The organism is Corynebacterium crudilactis (genome assembly GCF_001643015.1).
GTDB classification, from domain to species: domain Bacteria; phylum Actinomycetota; class Actinomycetes; order Mycobacteriales; family Mycobacteriaceae; genus Corynebacterium; species Corynebacterium crudilactis.
The window spans coordinates 1,162,792-1,180,483 of record NZ_CP015622.1 but is presented as its reverse complement, the minus strand read 5'-3'; the positions used below and the strand labels follow the sequence as shown (position 1 = coordinate 1,180,483).

At 49.7% G+C, this 17,692-nt stretch carries 12 protein-coding genes; 6 read left to right on the top strand and 6 right to left on the bottom strand.

Translation table 11 applies throughout. From position 1 onward, the window contains the following. Positions 1-24: 24 nt before the first annotated feature. Together ccrud_RS05605 and ccrud_RS05600 are read right to left on the bottom strand one after the other, a co-directional pair. A complete protein-coding gene (locus ccrud_RS05605; protein WP_066565235.1) occupies positions 25-879 on the bottom strand; it encodes an SWIM zinc finger family protein in 855 nt (284 codons plus the stop codon). Then, complete coding sequence (locus ccrud_RS05600) at positions 872-3,976, bottom strand: DEAD/DEAH box helicase (protein ID WP_066565234.1); 3,105 nt, start codon at positions 3,974-3,976, stop codon at positions 872-874. The genes ccrud_RS05605 and ccrud_RS05600 overlap by 8 nt, the downstream gene beginning before the upstream one ends. 286 nt (positions 3,977-4,262) lie before the next feature. On the opposite strand from ccrud_RS05600, the gene putP reads away from it, so the two are divergent. The 3 genes from putP to ccrud_RS05585 all read left to right on the top strand — a co-directional run bounded on the left by putP (position 4,263) and on the right by ccrud_RS05585 (position 6,965). Next, entirely contained in the window at positions 4,263-5,837 is a 1,575-nt protein-coding gene (putP, locus tag ccrud_RS05595) for a sodium/proline symporter PutP (RefSeq protein ID WP_066565233.1), read from the top strand. 45 nt (positions 5,838-5,882) lie between these two features. Continuing rightward, complete coding sequence (locus ccrud_RS05590) at positions 5,883-6,425, top strand: GmrSD restriction endonuclease domain-containing protein (RefSeq protein ID WP_066565232.1); 543 nt, start codon at positions 5,883-5,885, stop codon at positions 6,423-6,425. 66 nt (positions 6,426-6,491) lie between these two features. After that, complete coding sequence (locus ccrud_RS05585; protein WP_066565231.1) at positions 6,492-6,965, top strand: DUF2269 domain-containing protein; 474 nt, start codon at positions 6,492-6,494, stop codon at positions 6,963-6,965. Between the two features lie 77 nt (positions 6,966-7,042). Here the strand turns inward: ccrud_RS05585 and ccrud_RS05580 are convergent, their stop codons facing one another. From ccrud_RS05580 to ccrud_RS05570, 3 genes are all read right to left on the bottom strand, one after another. Continuing rightward, on the bottom strand, positions 7,043-7,930 hold the full coding sequence (locus ccrud_RS05580; protein ID WP_066565230.1) for a dioxygenase: 888 nt from the start codon (positions 7,928-7,930) through the stop codon (positions 7,043-7,045). A gap of 11 nt (positions 7,931-7,941) precedes the next feature. Further along, positions 7,942-9,012 (bottom strand): maleylacetate reductase, encoded by a 1,071-nt coding sequence (locus ccrud_RS05575; protein WP_066565229.1) that lies wholly within the window; start codon positions 9,010-9,012, stop codon positions 7,942-7,944. A gap of 198 nt (positions 9,013-9,210) precedes the next feature. Beyond that, the gene (locus ccrud_RS05570) at positions 9,211-11,424 is read right to left on the bottom strand and encodes a DEAD/DEAH box helicase (RefSeq protein WP_066565228.1); all 2,214 of its coding nucleotides are present in this window, start codon (positions 11,422-11,424) and stop codon (positions 9,211-9,213) included. A gap of 317 nt (positions 11,425-11,741) precedes the next feature. On the opposite strand from ccrud_RS05570, the gene ccrud_RS05565 reads away from it, so the two are divergent. Then, positions 11,742-13,148: an amino acid permease gene (locus tag ccrud_RS05565; RefSeq protein ID WP_066565227.1), complete on the top strand. Its 1,407-nt coding sequence runs from the start codon at positions 11,742-11,744 to the stop codon at positions 13,146-13,148. Positions 13,149-13,217: 69 nt separating this feature from the next. On the opposite strand, the gene ccrud_RS05560 is transcribed toward ccrud_RS05565, so the two are convergent. Further along, complete coding sequence (locus ccrud_RS05560) at positions 13,218-13,931, bottom strand: hypothetical protein (RefSeq protein ID WP_245670383.1); 714 nt, start codon at positions 13,929-13,931, stop codon at positions 13,218-13,220. Between the two features lie 192 nt (positions 13,932-14,123). Between ccrud_RS05560 and ccrud_RS05555 the strand changes: the two genes are divergently transcribed. Together ccrud_RS05555 and ccrud_RS05550 are read left to right on the top strand one after the other, a co-directional pair. After that, entirely contained in the window at positions 14,124-14,519 is a 396-nt protein-coding gene (locus ccrud_RS05555) for a (deoxy)nucleoside triphosphate pyrophosphohydrolase (protein WP_066565225.1), read from the top strand. Then, a complete protein-coding gene (locus ccrud_RS05550; RefSeq protein ID WP_066565224.1) occupies positions 14,519-17,434 on the top strand; it encodes a DEAD/DEAH box helicase in 2,916 nt (971 codons plus the stop codon). The genes ccrud_RS05555 and ccrud_RS05550 overlap by 1 nt, the downstream gene beginning before the upstream one ends. Positions 17,435-17,692 lie beyond the last annotated feature (258 nt).

Sequence of the window (17,692 nt, the reverse complement as noted above, 5' to 3'; positions counted from 1 at the left end):
GTAATCAATGCCTAAAACACCAGTTTAATCCGTATCTTCTTCCTCATACACCCGTTGATTATCAGGGTGATTAGACACCAAAATTTCATACATATCTTCGATATCGCTCACTGCGCGCAACTGCTCAAGCGAGGTATAGGAAATCAGACGCAAGGCCTTGTGCAGATAGTTAATATCGGAATCATCTATGGCAGAAGCGATCTTTGGATCAGGCAAGCTTGGTAGTTCCTTGCCGTTCCAGAAGCTGTCATTATCTTCCGGTTCCGTATCCACCTTGGTGTGATAAGTCCGGATCAGCGCTTCTAAACCTGCCAATCCTTGGCCCCTGATATCGAGGATCAACGCAGGATTAGAGGTCATTTTCTCAGCCACATAATATGCGCTTGCTACGGCATGTTTACACACCAAGGAACGATCCGGGCAGGTGCAATCAAAATAAATTGATTCCTCTGGATTACCCACCAGATGATCCAGCATGGATGAGGTCAAATGCCCCTCGCGTACTAAACGCAGGCCATTGGGAGTATCCGCAATGGCTGCATAGGCTTCTCGCAACTTATCCGAGCTTCTATAGGGAAAAGTCACAGTGGTGGTAAACGGCTCATTTTGAGAGCCTGCCACGGTGCACTCCACTCGGCCTTCCATCACGGTGATACCCGTGACATTTCCGTTGCGGTAATACTGTTCACCGCGGGAACGCCTACCGCTATCTGCGTTTTTCTCCGTCAACATCACGGTACGGTGACCGGCAGGGCTGAACTGTTTATCGCGCGATTTATTGATCACTTGAACGCGATCTTCGGGCGTGGATACGCGTTTCTTATTGCCAAAATTGGCATAAATCACGTTATCCATTTTCACGCGGCGTGATTCAGTCATCTGCGCCCTCCCTTTCGCGGTAGCTCATCAGCATAGCCAATTCTTCAGGGTTAAGCTCTGTGATCCAACCTTCGCCCTCACCAACGATGGCACTGGCCAGATGCATTTTTCCATCGAGAATATCTTGAATAGATTCCTCCATGGTGCCTGCTGTGATCATTTTGTACACATCAACATTTTTTTGCTGACCAATGCGGAAAGCGCGGTCAGTGGCTTGGTTTTCCACGGCAGGATTCCACCAGCGATCCATATGAACCACAATCGATGCAGCAGTGAGGTTGAGGCCAGTACCGCCGGCCTTCAATGACAAAATCATCGCTGGTGGGCCATCTTCTGATTGGAAGTCTGCCACCATGCGGTCACGTCCAGGTTTGGTCACGCCACCGTGGAGAAACGGAATAGTGGTGCCCAATCGATCAGACAAATAAGGTGAAAGAATACGTCCAAATGCTGCATATTGGGTGAAAATCAACATGCGACGCTCTTCTTTCACCGCTGCATCAATCAATTCCATCAGCGCTTCTACCTTGCCGGATCGATGTTTGCCCTTCAAGGTCACATCAGAACCATCACCCAAGAAGTGTGCCGGGTGATTACAGATCTGTTTAATGCGTGTGATGGTGGCAAGCACGAGGCCTTTACGCGACATCCCTTGGCGCTCATCCAGCTGTTTTTGCACATCTTCCACCAAGGCTTTGTACAAGGAAGCCTGTTCGGTGCTCATATCTACGCGGATGATCTTCTCGGTTTTCTCCGGTAGGTCATCAATGATGGATGGATCTGTTTTCAGGCGGCGCAAAATAAACGGTGCGGTGAGCTGGCGTAGACGCTCTGTCATGGTGTCGTCTTGTTCGCGTTCAATTGCCTTGGCAAAGTGATTACGGAAAAACGATGCGGAACCTAAAACTCCTGGGTTACAGAAATCTAGGATGGAGCGCATTTCAGACAAACGGTTTTCCACTGGGGTACCGGTCAGAGCAACTCGGTGGCGTGACGGCAGCGAGCGCACTGCTTTAGACACTCTGGTAGAAGAGTTCTTAATCGCTTGGGCTTCATCAAGCACAATGCGTTCAAAACCAACTTCTCCTATGAGTTTGAAATCGCGGGTAACCACGCCATAAGAGGTGACAATCAAGTCCATGCCCTTGGCTTTAATCAAGAACTCTTCATCATTTAACCGCTGTGGGCCATGGTGCATCAAGACTTTGAGCGAAGGCACAAACTTCTGCGCTTCAGCTGCCCAGTTACCCACCACAGAGGTCGGGCACACCACAAGCGTTGGGCTGCGGACCACATCAGGTGCTTTGGCGCGTTCGACAGCCAACAGGGATAACAGCTGGAGTGTCTTGCCCAATCCCATATCATCAGCCAAGACAGCACCGAGGTTGTTTTCCGACATCCAGTACAGCCAATCGACTCCGCGATGCTGGTATTCGCGCAGCTCTGCATGCACAGTGTCAGGGATATCAACTCGGACTGGAGCAGGAGTTTCAGTGCCACCCAGCAAAGAGTTAAACCACTGCGATCCAGTAAATTCTACTGGCTCATTTTCTGCTGCTTTCAATGCGATTTCACGCAGTTCAGCAAGAGTTACTTCGCCATGACCATCGCCGCTGAACTTCTCATTAAATTCTTTACGGAGCGTTTCTGCTTTGGCAGCCAGCAATTGCCAGCCTTCTGCCCCACTTGCTTCTGCAAGTTTGGCTTCCATGGCCACTTTTTCCATCTCAGTGCGAGCACGCTTTTCTGAGGACTTCGACAGCTCATCCATGTAACTGGTGATCCGTCGTAAAGCATCTTGGTCGGCCATGACCCAGTCGCCGCGCAGGCGGATGAGGCCTGTTTTGGAATCGATGAGTTCCCGCATCTCTTCATCTGAGAGCGTGATATCGCCGACGCTGATGCGCCAGTTGTACTCAACCAGCTGGTCAAGGCCAATAATCGCCTTCGTCGTTGAATCTGCACCATCGCCAGGAGTGCGTGCTTCTACCTGTGCGCGCGTTTCATAGGTACTCCACGCCTTGGGCAGCATGACCGGGATGCCAGCTTTGCGGAGTTTTGCTACGTCATGAGAAATAAAGCTGACTATTTCTTCTGTGGTTAAGAAAATATCCCAATCACCGTTTTGGGCGATATCGACCATATGCCCTAACATGGCGTCATCGCGAGCGGGATCAAGCAAAAATGATGTGGTCTTGGCAGATTCATATTGTGAACGAAGCTGCTCCATTCCGCCACTATCAATCGAGCCCTTTTGAATGGCCTGTGGCGCATCCACTCCGGTACGCACCATCAAGCGCACCGGCCACACAGAATCCATTGGATCTTCATAATCTGATTCTGCAGGTGGTTCCTCCACCAAAATCACCAATTGTAACGAAGCCGAAGTGATGGTGTTTTTCCACTGATTAAGCGCATGCGTGAGCATCGTGGAACCCTTGCGCAAAGAATGGTTATACAGCAAAGAATCAATGAACTCATGGCGCGCATAAGGCATAGTTTCATCGCGATAATCACGCAAAATTGCATTAGCGATCCAATGCGGCAGTTCATTAGACATGCTTCCCGCCAAATCACGGCCACCATTAATCCGCAAGATTCCCGGTGCTGCGTGGTTCATTTCCGCAAGCCAGCCGCGCTCAGACAAACTTGCAGACAGCTGCCACTGCGGCCACCAGGCATTATCAATCATCACTGTGCGCAGCGTGACACGGCCGGCCTGCACAAACCTCGCCAGGCCTTGATACATGGAAATCAGCCACCACAAATCAGGCGCAATGGATGCCCGTTGAGCGCGAGTGGCTGCTGGAGTTTCCGCCTTCAAAAAACTCAACTGCGAGAAAACCGTCACCGCCTCTTCAGGGGTAAAAGCTGCAGTCGGAGTAGGCAGCTCAACATGGCGGCCTTTCGGCGTGCGCAAATGCACATTCATGCGTGGCCGGAACGTTTTTCCTTGCAGAATCTGATCCACCACCGGCGGGAATGTACCGCTTTCTACAACCTCAGGAAGCACAATTCGGTGGCCTTCGACCTGTTCAATCCACAATTGCAGACCGCGATCTTTGATCCAGAGACCGTGAAGCAAGTGAGAAGTCATGAACTCATTTCACCTATGTTGAAGAGTGGTTTCTCGTAACCTTGTGCGAAACCATTGGACAAGTACTCCAGCCTACCGGTTATTTTCCAATTCACCACAGATTAAAAAATATTGCTTATCGACGCCACCCTCCTCCGCCAGGCACAGGCGCTGCGATGCTGGATTGCCTGCGCAGATAGGGGTGCTTTTGAATGCCTATGTATATAAGTGATGCTGAATCCATTAGTGTTGTAATTCACAACACTTATTACTTGCACATTTGTCCACAACCCAAAAGGAGAACCTCATGAGCGATAACACATGGTTTATCATAGCCATCGTTATCTACATGTTGATCATGGTGCTCATCGGCTACTGGAGCTACCGGAAGACTGAAAAATACGACGACTACATGCTCGCAGGCCGCGGGCTTAACCCTTTTGTTGCCGCAATGTCTGCAGGCGCATCAGATATGTCCGGTTGGCTGCTCATGGGCTTGCCTGGCGCACTGTTTGTCACAGGCATGTCCGAGCTCTGGATCGCCGTCGGCCTCACCATCGGCGCTTGGGCCAACTGGATGTGGGTCGCCCCGCGCCTACGTTCTTATACTGAAGTATCTAGCGATTCCATCACGCTGCCATCCTTCTTTGAAAACCGACTTCGCGATAAATCCCGCATCCTCCGCATTGTTGCAGCACTGATCATCATTGTGTTCTTCACCTTCTACATCTCCTCTGGCATGGTTGCCGGTGGCGTGTACTGGGAATCCACCTTCGGCGGCGACTACCTTCTCGGCATGGCAGTGGTTGCCGGAGTAACCGTGCTCTACACCTTCATTGGTGGCTTCCTCGCAGTGTCCTACACCGACGTTGTCCAGGGTTCGATCATGTTCTTCTCACTGATCATCGTCCCTGTCATGGCTTATTTCACACTGTCTAATCCTGCAGATATCTGGAGCTTTGCCACCTCTAATGATTACGGCCCACACACCGATGGCATCGGTAACCCCACGTATTTCTCACTGATCAGTGGAGTGTCCGCAGCTGCCATCATTGGCAACTTGGGCTGGGGACTTGGCTACTTCGGACAGCCACACATCGTGGTTCGCTTCATGGCTTTGCGTACACCTGCTGAAGCAAAACAAGGTCGCCGCATCGGCATCTCCTGGATGGTCTTCTGTTTGATCGGCGCAACACTGACAGCAATCATCTCGACCGTGTTCTTCGCACAAAACACCCAATACAGCATCACTGACACCAGGGCTTATGAGTCCATCTTCCTCGACCTTGCGCGTGTGCTCTTCCACCCACTGATCGCTGGCCTGATCCTGACTGCCGTACTTGCAGCCATCATGTCCACGATGTCTTCACAGCTGCTGGTCACCGCGTCTTCTCTGATTGAGGATCTGCTCAAGGTCGCCAAGAAGGAATCCCTGAGCGAGCGCACCTTGATCATGCTCTCTCGTGGCACGGTCATCGTCTTGGCCATCATTGCAGCAGCAATGGCTATTAACCCATCTGATTCCATCCTTGGTCTCGTGGGCTTTGCCTGGGCAGGATTCGGATCCGCATTCGGCCCAATCGTGCTGGCATCCCTCTACTGGAAGCGATTGAATGCGACAGGTGCTATCGCCGGCATGATCACTGGCGCTGTGGTCTCTATCGCGTGGGGTATGTCCCCTCTTGGAGATGTTCTCTACGAAATCATCCCAGGCTTCGCCCTCGCCACCATCGTGATGTTCGCAGTCTCCTTGATGACAAAGGAACCATCCCAAGAAATCCTCAATGAATTTGAAACTGCCAAGAAGCTTGCTTCCGCAGTTGATAACAACGAAGATGTGGACTTCGCAGAAGCAGCTAAGAAGATTTCAAAAGAAAATTAACTGCTTTAGGGAACCAAATGCTTAGGCGATGAGTCTAACCCGAGTATGAAGATCTTTATTCGGATGCTCATCGCCTTTAGTGTTTTTCTCTGCATTTACACCGCAATTCCTTACCTCAGCCAAGAACAAAAAAGCCTTGCCCCAGTCACAGCAGTACCGCAAAGAGCCACAGTCTTGGGCTATGACAGAGCCTCCATGTTCGGCGGCTGGCTAGGTGGTGTGCGAGAAGCAATCGTGGCCGAAGCAGATGACATAGACCCCTATGCCGGCGATGCTTTAGATATCTCGGATGCTGAAGTAGACCATATTTTCCCGCTCAGCGCGGCATGGGATTTGGGAGCACACAGCTGGAGCGCTGGCGAAAGAATCCAGTTTGCCAATGATCCTTTAAACCTTGTGCTGGTCTCTCGGGCTGAAAACCAAGAAAAATCTGACCAACTCCCCAGCCAATGGCTCCCCTCTGATCGCAGTGTGCGCTGTTGGTATGTTTCCCGATTATTTTCCGTGGCCAACGCCTATGAGCTGCCCTTGCCAGAAGAGGATATCCGGGTGAGTAGAAAACAGTGTGGGTTCGCCAAACTCTGGTGATCTAGTTAGTGTATATATTAAGCATTTTTCTTTTTGCCCAACAATAATTGAAAGGTCCACCAGCCCGTGACCACCATCATGATCGCAATTCACGCTATCGCAGCAATCCTTTTCCTAGGACCAGCAACGGTTGCTAACTCTCAGTTCCACGTCCGCGCGTTGGACGCTCACAACGGCAATGCTCAAGCCGCTGGCTCCGCAAAGACACTTTTCAAAATTTCTCAGTCCTACGGCCTACTCTCCCTGATCGTGCCTTTGCTGGGTATCGCAATCATGCTTCTTGATTGGTCCACCTACAAGTCCCAAGGCCAGTTCCACGCAGCAATCGCACTCAGCGTAATCACCTGGGCTCTGCTTCTCTTCGTCATCTTCCCACGCCAGAAGAAGATGATGGGTGCTCTTGGTCTCTTGGAGTCCGATGAGCAGGCTGCACAGTCCTACGAAATCGCCGATTGGAACAAGGCAAAGGGCCAGCTGTCTATGTTCGCTGGCATCTGGGCTCTTCTCTGGGTCATCATCGCAGTACTGATGTTCATCTAGAACCTAGATATAGCTAAAACCCACCAAGAGTTTTCTTGGTGGGTTTTTTAATTCCCTCTAAACCCCTGCTCTATTTTTCAGGCGTTATCTGGAGCGACAACAATATCAAATCGAGCACGCGACCAGGTCTTATCGCCGAGGTCTCGTCCATCTGGAGTCGTGCTTCCTGCAGGTTGTTCTGAAAATTCCTTAATTAATGAATCCTTCACACCAAACACCGAATCACCGATGCCAAGCTGAGGATCTCCTTTAGCAAAAATATGGGTTACTAACGGCCTTTTCTCCGGCGCTGTCACCATAAAGTGAAGGTGTGCGCAGCGTACCGGCGAACGCCCCACAGCCTGGAGCATCTGCCCTACTGGACCATCATGAGGAATCGGATACGGCACAGGAGTTAGACCCCAGAATCTATATTCTCCGTTTTCGTCTGAATAGAGATGTGCTCGGCCAGCATTGCGTTCATCTCCATATTGCACATCATAAAGGCCATCTTCATCGCATTCCCATACTTCAATGCGAGCATGTGGAATTGGGTTTCCATCAGTATCTTTGACGGTTCCTTCAATCCAAGCAGGCTGCCCAGGTGCCCCAAAAGCAATATCTTCACCGTTTTGCACTAATGGTGCATCCTCAACAAAGAACGGACCAAAAACTGTTGCTTCAGTAGCATTTTCATACGCTTCATTATTAACAGCAATAGTCTGCATAGATGCACCCAAAGTATCAGAAAGTAGCACGAACTCCTGACGTTTATCATCAGTAATATGACCAACTTTGGTTAAGAAATCTATCGCATAATCCCACTCTTTTTCCGTGAGCCGAACATCCCGAATGAAATCATGGAGATGGACAGTTAGAGACTGCATAATCTGCTTGAGCCGAGGATCTTCACAGTTGCCATAGGAACTCAGGACGCGCTGAACGAGTTCTTCTTCCACTGCTTGTTGTTGTGCTGAAATTGCCATCTTGTGTCCTTCTAATTCAGAGTTGCTGGATCGTTACCGTTGAGAGCTGCCACCAACAACGCGGTGAGGTTCTCTTCAGTTATTTCTCGTGGATTATGTGCCGGAAGCTTTTCTAAAATAATCGATACTGCTTCAGGAATTCCTTCCTCAGTAAATCCATAATCCGACAATCGCTGTGGAGCACCTACCTGAGCTCGCAGTTTCTGCAGTCCCTCTAGCGCGGTGTCTGTCCCAAAAGCCGCTGCAGTTCTCTGTTCTGCGTCTGGAGCAAAAGGCGCATTGAAAGCAAGCACATAAGGCAGCACCGTTGCATGTGTTTGAGCATGAGGAAGATTAAAAGTTCCGCCTAAAACATGGCAGATTTTATGGTGTAAACCCGATCCTGCAGAGGCAAAGGATACTGCAGCAAAATAGGCTCCATAAAGAACCTCATCACGACCGCTGATATCTTGAGGGTCTGCAACAATTTTTGGCAAACCTGCAGAAAGCGCACGAATACCTTCTGCAGCCATCAGAGCATTAATCGGATCAGCATGCGGTGCCCACAAAGAATCAATACAGTGAGCCATGCCGTTAAGACCTGAAGCCACAGACATCTCTACTGGTAGCGACATGGTTAAAGATGAATCATAAATAACCGTTGTTGGCACTACTTTGTTATCAACACCAGTAGTTTTACGTGCTGATTCTGTGATACCCCATACATTGGTAGCTTCTGAGCCCGCATAAGTAGTCGGAATAGCGATGATAGGTATGGATGTGGTCAGAGCGATTGCTTTAGCTAAACCAACTGCGGATCCACCGCCCACAGAAACAATGACATCAATATCATTGTCAACCGCTATAGCTCGTGCTTCTATTGCAGTTTCCATTGGAACATGCATTTTGACATTAGAGTGCCACACTTTGACATCAATATCAGCAGCAATCTCCTGGGCCGAGAAAAGGCCCGAATTGCTGGCAATCACCATGACATTTTGGGCTTCTAATCGCATAATTTCTGCAATGAGATACTGAGATGCCTGCTTTGTACCAAAAAGTACTCGCTGTCCGAGAGTTTCATGAGAAAATTTTAAAGACATCAGTTTCTCCTAGAGGATCAAGATATAGCAATGAGAGACACCAACCTTTATAGTCCACTACCTCGCGCCCCGTTGTGTCCTTTCTAGAAATCCCCTGCTCTCCCATCAAACCTCCCCCAGAAAGCACAAAAAATCCGTTGCCCTCTCATCAGAGAGAACAACGGATTTTTATTCAGAACTTAAAGTTCCTGTGACAGACTAGTCGCGTCCACCGCGGAAGCCTCCACGGCCTCCACGATCGCCACCGCGGTCACGGTCTCCGCGGAATCCACCGCGTCCACCACGATCGCCGCCACGGTCTTCGCGTCCACCGCGGAAGCCTCCACGGCCTCCACGATCGCCACCGCGGTCACGGTCTCCGCGGAATCCACCGCGTCCACCACGATCGCCACCATCACGGTCTTCGCGTCCGCGTCCACCACGATCATCGCGCTCGAAGCGACGTGGTGGGCGTCCACCTGCATCGCGCTCAATGTTGATCAGCTGACCGGAGATACGAGTGTCGCTCAGGTTGTCAAGAACGCTCTGTGGGAGGTCCTTTGGCAGTTCAACAAGGGTGTGATCGGCTGCAATGGTGATGCGTCCGAAGTCCTTGGAGTTCAAGCCACCTTCGTTAGCAAGTGCACCAACGATTGCACCTGGGCGGATGTGCTGGCGCTTGCCCACTGCGAGGCGGTAGGTTGCCAGGTTCTCATCATCGCGATCGAAGCGGGAGCCACGATCTCCACGATCTCCGCGGTCGCCACGATCACGGTCACGTCCACGTCCACCGCGGTCGCCACGATCATCGAAGTCACGACGGCGATCGCTGCGCTCACGGCGCTCTGGTGGGAGCTCCTTGAGCAGGAAGTCGCCGGTGTGTGCCTGAGTTGCAAGTGCAGCTGCAACGTCCTCGAGAGGAACATCATTAGCTTCGGAGTATTCCTTCACCAAGGTGCGGAACATATCCATCTGCTTGTTCTCAAGAGACTTGGTGATGGAGCCAGCGAACTTAACCTTGCGGAATTCGTTGACCTGATCAACGGTAGGCAGTTCCATCTCGTTGAGCGGTGCGTTGGTTGCACGCTCGATGGAACGGAGCATACGACGCTCACGTGGGGTGACAAACAAGATTGCCTCGCCGGTACGTCCTGCACGGCCGGTACGGCCAATGCGGTGAACGTAAGACTCGGTGTCATTTGGAATGTCGTAGTTAACCACGTGGGAAATACGCTCAACGTCCAGGCCACGTGCTGCAACGTCAGTCGCAACGAGGATGTCCAGGCGGCCATCCTTGAGCTGGTCGACGGTGCGCTCACGCTGTGCCTGAGCAATGTCACCATTGATAGCTGCTGCGGAGAATCCGCGTGCACGAAGCTTCTCAGCAACTTCTTCAGTTTCGTGCTTGGTGCGCACGAACATGATGATTGCTTCGAACTCGGTTACCTCGAGGATGCGGGTAAGCGCATCCATTTTGTTGCGGTGTGCAACGGAGATGAAACGCTGGGTGATGTTGGTGTTAGTCCTGGTTTCGGACTTAACGGTGATTTCAGCAGGGTTGTTTAGGTACTGCTTGGAAAGGCGACGAATGCCGTTTGGCATGGTTGCGGAGAACAGTGCAACCTGCTTGTTCTCTGGGGTGTCCTCGAGGATACGCTCGACGTCTTCCTGGAAGCCCATGTTCAGCATCTCATCAGCCTCATCGAGCACGAGGAAGCGCAGACCGGAAATATCCAGTGAGCCCTTCTGCAGGTGATCAATGATACGACCTGGGGTACCCACAACGATGTGAGCGCCACGGCGCAGACCGGAAAGCTGAATGCCGTAAGCCTGTCCACCATAGATTGGCAGAACGTTCAGGCCACCGACGTGGTCAGCGAAAGATTGGAAGGAGTCAGCAACCTGAAGTGCCAGCTCACGGGTAGGGGCAAGCACAAGTGCCTGTGGGCTGCGCACGGACTTGTCAATACGGGAAAGAATTGGCAGCGCGAAAGCTGCGGTCTTACCGGTACCGGTCTGTGCTAGACCAACAACATCCTGACCCTCCATGAGGATTGGGATAGTTTGTGCCTGAATAGGGGAAGGAGTTTCGTAACCCACCTTGCGCACAGCGTCAAGAACACGCTCTGGCAGTCCGAGTGCATCGAAGCCGGACTTGGCTTCCGTAGAGGATGACTCGGTTGAAGGCTGGTTAGCGCCTTCCGAGGAGTCCTCATTCTCATTGATTACATTGCTCGCGTTGTCTGCATCTGCAGAGTCGGCGTCCTCAGAAGTATCCGCGTCCCTGGTGATCTCTTCGCTACCCTCATTGGATGGGGTCTCGAGAGCGAAGTCAGCTGATGCTGAGTCACCCTGCGGGGTTTCCTGAGATTCCGACAAAATTACGTTATCCGGCTGTTCTACGTCGCCGTTGACGTTCTCGGTATTACTCATTGTTCCTTTAAGCTACGCTAAATTTTCCCGAAACTCCATATGCGATTCCGCTTTTATCGCCGAGCCCGAGCGTGTGAACTGGGAAAATGGGACTTTCCTCACATAAATGTCTCAAAAAATGCTTCTCGACGCCCACTTTCGTACCATTCCGCCCCGATTCCAGTGATGCAAGACACCAATAAGCCACTTTGAGTCTTTAAACTCCGCAACCAAACTTATACAAAAGTGCACCGACACATAGTTTTCTCTCATGCCAGAGTAAGGTGATCTGCGTTAAAAAATGTCCATTAATCACCCGAAACGAGGTCAGCATCTCGATGAATGCCTCCCCTGCCCCAACCCGATCTTTTAAAGGATTGCGGGCGCGACACATTCACTTCATCGCACTGGGTTCTGCAATTGGCACCGGCCTCTTCTATGGCTCTGCTGGCGCGATCCAAGCAGCTGGTCCATCTGTACTCTTGGTCTACATTCTCGGCGGAGCCGTGGTGTATTTCATGCTGCGCGCACTCGGAGAGATGGCAGTCCATCATCCCGTCCGCGGCTCCTTCGCTGTTTATACCCGCGCCCACCTTGGCGGCTGGGCTGGCTACATCACGGGCTGGATGTTCGCCTTTGAGATGCTCATCGTCTGTCTTGCCGACCTCACTGCCATTGGCATTTATATGAGTTTCTGGTTCCCAGACACTCCACAATGGACGTGGGTTGTTGCCACACTCTTAATTGTCGGCGGCGCCAACCTCGCTTCCGTGCGTTGGTTTGGTGAACTTGAATTCGTTTTCACCATTATTAAGGTGACTGCTGTTATTGCCATGATCGTCGGTGGCGCAGCAATCCTCGCATTCGGACTTGGCTCAGGCCCTGAGGTTGCGGGTGTCTCCAACCTGTGGGAGCACGGCGGGTTCTTCCCCAACGGTGTTGAGGGCATGATCGCAGCGTTCATCCTCGTTCTCTTTGCCTTCGGTGGCACTGAGATCATCGGTGTTGCAGGTTCTGAAGCTGAAGATCCAGAAAAATCGATTCCGAAGGCAGTTAATACTGTCCCGCTTCGCATCTTGCTCTTCTATGTTGGTGCCATCCTCGTGATCTTGGCACTCAACCCATGGCCATCCATCACTGGCGAAGAGTCTCCATTTGTCCAGATCTTCGACACCCTCGGAGTCAACTGGGCTGCTGGCCTTCTTAACGCTGTGGTCATCACCGCAGCACTGTCTGCTATCAACGCTGACCTCTTCGGTGCCGGCCGAGTCCTCACTGGCCTAGCCAAGGAAAACCTTGCACCTCAAGCAATGGGCAAGGTCGCCAAAAACGGTGTACCAGTAATGACCACCGCCATCATGCTTGTCGTGCTGGCCTTCGGCATTATCCTCAACGCACTCCTTCCAGAGCGCGTCTTCGAGATCGTTGCATCCCTTGCGACCTTCGCCACTGTCTACGTCTGGCTGATGATCCTGCTCGCACAGGTCAGCTCCCGACGAAAGATGTCTGCTGAAGAGACCAAATCACTGAAGTTCCCTGTTCCCTTCTATCCCTTCGGACAGTACTTCGCGATCCTCTTCATCGCCTTCACCTTCGGAATCATGGTCTGGTACGACAACTACCATCTCCCACTAGCCGTCGGCATTGGATTCCTCGTCATCATGACGATCCTGTACTACGCCACTGGTCGACCAAAGGCTATCGCGCCGATCAATTATGAAGAACTAGATCCACGGCGTGACTAATCTAAACTCCCACTAATAAAGGCGGTACCACTTCCAGTTTTGGAAGTGGTACCGCCTTTTAGGTTTCTACTAATGGCCCACATAAGCCTTACAAGAAGCAGGCATTTCGGAGACAGTCACGATAACATCCATTCGAATACTCCCACCAGCAGGAACTAGCGTTGGGTATACGTCACCACCACCAATAATGTCAGCGTGCTCGTTGTAACACGCAACGCTAACTCTCAAGTTTTTAAAGTCTTCTGCAGAATCATTTTTGAATCCAAATGACGCGGTATAACTGTCAATATATGGATTAGAAATTTCGGTAGTTTCCAAGACTGGCAATACCGTTTTATCTGACTGACTTAAGCCGAAATCACTTACTGAGAGAAAAGCCTCAATACTTGCAATTTCTGGGCTATTTGGATCTTCCTTGTAATGAAACACTGGCAATGCCAATTCTTGGCCTTCCCAATCGAGCCCTTCTACTCGCTCTTCAGTCGCTAAAATAGCACCACTTTCATCGAGGAAATTCACCGTCGCTGTAACAAACTCTCCGGTAAGGCTTCCACCAGAAGATTTAGCAATAACAACTGCCCTTGCTGAATTCGAGTCCTGACCAAACCCTGAATCAACAATTTCAACCTGTGCACCATCTGCACTAGAAACAGCCTCCTCACTATCTGAACCCATATCGCCGGATGCATCCCTCATCGATATATTTTGAGACTCATTTGAGACATCATTATTTGAACCTAAGAACCCCCAAATAATGTAAACAATTAAACTAATTGCAACCACGATTCCAATTACACTTACGCTCTTCCTAAGTGACATTCTTTAGTCCCCATCCCTCATAATTCAAAAAGTATGATTTATAACTTACAGACACCAAGAAACACTTAGGCTTTCTCCTACCCGTTAGGTCTAACTCTTTGCGCTAACGCTTTGCTGTTAGCATTAAGTTTCTGACCAGTACTTCTGAGGAGAATCGTGAAGAAACGCATCAATGTAACCGGCGCCGTCTTAGTCAAGGAAAACTTAATCCTTGCAGCACAACGTGGTCCAGAGATGTCACTTCCTGGATACTGGGAGTTTCCGGGAGGAAAAATTGAGCAAGGTGAAACTCCAGAAGCATCCCTTGCAAGAGAGCTCCAAGAAGAATTGCTTTGCGACGCTACTGTTGGCGAACATCTCACCACTACAGAGCATGAATACGACTTCGGAATCGTCGTGCTTTCCACCTATTTCTGCACATTAAATGACATGGAACCACAGCTCACAGAGCATGCCGAAATTCGCTGGGTGGCACCGCATGAATTGGAATCATTGGAGTGGGCTCCTGCTGATATTCCTGCAGTGAGACTTCTTGTTGAGCAGCTTGCTTAATGAGCCCGTTCGATTCCAAGCTTGGTCGTGATACTCACTTTGGGTTCCTTAATAAGGCGACTGCTTCTCAGCAACTGCTAAATCCTATGTTGATCTCCAATGAGGATCAGCACACGATGTTGCAAGCGATCAAGTTGGAGCTTCGCACCGCAAGTTCATTTACTTTTTCAGTCGCTTTCATCTCCAGCAAAGGCATAGCTTTGCTAAAGCAAGCATTGTTGGATTTTAAAGGTAAAGGACGAATTATTACGTCCCGCTACCTTGATTTCAACGATCCAACGATGTTTCGTGAGCTTCTCACCTTGGAAGGTGTAGAAGTCCTCATCCATCAAGGCGAAGGATTCCACTCCAAGGGTTACGTTTTCCAGCACGATGTTGGGATCACCGCGGTGGTGGGTAGTTCGAACCTCACAGATAATGCGCTGTTGGTTAATCGTGAATGGAACTTAAAGTTCTCTGCCAGCCCAAATGGCGATATTGCTTTTCAACTTAATGATGCAATTAATTGCCAGCTTGAGCGGTCTATTCCACTAACTGCTGAGTGGATCACAGAGTACGAGGCAACTAGACGAGTTCCTGAACGTTTGGTGTCTCAGAATATTCCGTTGGAAGATCAAAGTGATGCTGGGCGAATCATTCCAAATGCTATGCAGGAAGAAGCCCTCGCGGCTTTGCTCTCATTAACGGAGAAGGGTGAAAAACGTGGCGTTATTATTTCCGCCACGGGAACAGGAAAGACTATTCTGGCGGCGCTGGCTACCAGGATGCTTAAGCCAGAACGAGTCTTATTCGTCGTGCACCGCGAACAAATTCTAGATAAGGCGAGATCCGAGTTCATCAAAGTTTTAGAACGCCCGGTGGAAGACTTCGGAAAGATGTCTGGATCGACCAAGGAACTGGATAAGCCGTTTGTGTTCGGCACAATCCAAACACTGACTAAGGAAGCTACGCTTTCTCAGATCTCCCCTACTGACTTTGATTTAGTCATTGTGGATGAAGTCCATCGAGCTGGCGCGGAATCTTATCTCACCTTGCTTGATCATCTTCAGCCGAAGTTCTTGCTGGGCTTGACTGCTACCCCAGAGCGTACTGATGGATTCAATATTTATGAGTTATTCGATTTTAACGTTCCCTATGAAATCCGACTGCAAGCAGCTTTAGAATCCAACATGCTTGTGCCATTTCATTATTACGGTGTCACAGATTTCACGCTTGATTCTAAAACAACCATCACCGATGCCTCCCAATTGAGTTCATTGGTGAGTAAAGAAAGAGTCCATCACATATTGGAGGCTCTTAAAACTTATGGGCACCCAGAAAATGTTCGTGGCCTTATTTTCTGCTCTAAAACTGAAGAAGCAGAAGAATTATCAAGGCTGCTCAATAAATCGTTCTTCAATGGGAAGCTCCTGAAAACCAAAGCGCTTTCGGCAAAAGACTCGATTCCCCACCGTGAAGAGGTTGTTGCTGAGTTGGAGTCCGGCGAGCTGGACTATATTTTGACGGTCGATATCTTTAATGAAGGAATTGATATTCCTTCGGTCAATCAGATCGTGATGATCCGCAGTACACAATCAAGCATTGTGTTTACTCAGCAGCTCGGCCGAGGTCTGCGCAAAGCAGCTGGCAAAGACCACCTTCGTGTTATCGATTTCATTGGAAATTATGCGAACAACTATCTCATTCCCATTGCCTTATTTGGCGATAATTCTCGCAATAAGAACAGCATCAGACGCCGCCTGATCGAGAACGACATTGATGGAACGATCTCTGGGGTTTCTAGTGTGAACTTCGACCCCATTGCTCAGGAGAGAATTTTCGCGGCTCTGAAAGCCGCGAAATTGGATTCGAGAGCACAGTTCAAGCAAGATATTGTTCAACTCCAAGACCGTCTGAATCAGATACCAGCGCTCTTGGATTTTGCTCGATTCAATACTGTTGATCCGTTTATCCTTGCCACATATTCTGGTAACTATTGGTCGCTGCTTAAATCATTGAAATTTGTCAAAAAGTCTCCTACTGAATCAGAAAAGCAATTTCTTGATTTCCTTTCCGGCGAGCTGCTCAATGGCAAGCGCCCTCACGAGCTTTTGTTGATTAAAGAGCTGCTGAAAAAGCCTGAGACTTCAGCTAATGAGTTCCGTATACTTTTAGAAGCTCAAGCAACGAGTTCAGACGAGCAAACAATCAATTCGGTTGAAAGAATCTTGAGTCAAGAATTCTATACAGCGCCAAACAGGAAGAAGTTTGGCGAGCATCCGATTCTCTCTATACAAGATGGCGTTTACTCATTTACTCCTGCCTTCCGTAATGCTCTCGACCTAAGTCCAGCAGCATCCAACCGACATGATGCGGCACAGAATTTTAGGTCTCATGTCCAAGACATCATTGATGCTGGATTGTTTATCGCCAGGCATAGTGGATTCTGGCAAGGAAACCTCGTTGTCGGTGAGCGCTATTCCAGACGAGATGTCTGCCGGATTCTCAATTGGGAACGAAACAACGAGAGCACTATTTATGGATATAAAGTGGATAGTTTCACCTCCACTTGCCCCATCTTTGTGACTTATCATAAGGCTGATGATGTTTCCGAAAGTACTCGCTACCAGGATGAACTAGTCGATCCGAATACGCTTCATTGGTATTCCCGTGGCAATCGAAAGATCACATCGAACGAAATCAAGCCTATCGCTGAGAATGCTGTTGACCTTCATGTTTTTGTGAAAAAAGACGATGCTGAAGGCCTTGACTTCTTTTATCTTGGTCAAGCGCACTCTGAAAACAGCACGCAGTCATCAATGCCTGGAAACAAAGGCGTTGAGCAGCCTGTTGTCACCATGGACTTGCAATTCGACACTCCTGTCGAACAAAGTCTGTTTGAGTACCTGAGTACAGACCTCTCTGCAAAGAAATAACCACCGCAACCAAGCGTCGAAAAGCAATTGCTTTTGGCGCTTTGTGCCTTTTAAAACCCCCTCCTCACAGGAAAAGATCGACCTAAAACGGGGGTTGATCTTTATAAAGTTCCCCTGTGAGCGGGAACTTTGGACATAGCTACTGCGACAAACCTTAAGAAGCACTTATTGGTTTTAAGATTTGGATAGTTAAATATGATCATTAATCCATTCCAATAATGCTGTTCCTGTTAACCGGCTATGGAAGAGGAAGTGTTT

Excerpts from the sequence above, each read along its gene's own strand:
- ccrud_RS05605 (WP_066565235.1), bottom strand. The coding sequence starts at position 879 with ATGACTGAATCACGCCGCGTGAAAATGGATAACGTGATTTATGCCAAT.
- ccrud_RS05600 (WP_066565234.1), bottom strand. The coding sequence starts at position 3,976 with ATGACTTCTCACTTGCTTCACGGTCTCTGGATCAAAGATCGCGGTCTG.
- putP (WP_066565233.1), top strand. The coding sequence starts at position 4,263 with ATGAGCGATAACACATGGTTTATCATAGCCATCGTTATCTACATGTTG.
- ccrud_RS05590 (WP_066565232.1), top strand. The coding sequence starts at position 5,883 with ATGAAGATCTTTATTCGGATGCTCATCGCCTTTAGTGTTTTTCTCTGC.
- ccrud_RS05580 (WP_066565230.1), bottom strand. The coding sequence starts at position 7,930 with ATGGCAATTTCAGCACAACAACAAGCAGTGGAAGAAGAACTCGTTCAG.
- ccrud_RS05575 (WP_066565229.1), bottom strand. The coding sequence starts at position 9,012 with ATGTCTTTAAAATTTTCTCATGAAACTCTCGGACAGCGAGTACTTTTT.
- ccrud_RS05570 (WP_066565228.1), bottom strand. The coding sequence starts at position 11,424 with ATGAGTAATACCGAGAACGTCAACGGCGACGTAGAACAGCCGGATAAC.
- ccrud_RS05565 (WP_066565227.1), top strand. The coding sequence starts at position 11,742 with ATGAATGCCTCCCCTGCCCCAACCCGATCTTTTAAAGGATTGCGGGCG.
- ccrud_RS05550 (WP_066565224.1), top strand. The coding sequence starts at position 14,519 with ATGAGCCCGTTCGATTCCAAGCTTGGTCGTGATACTCACTTTGGGTTC.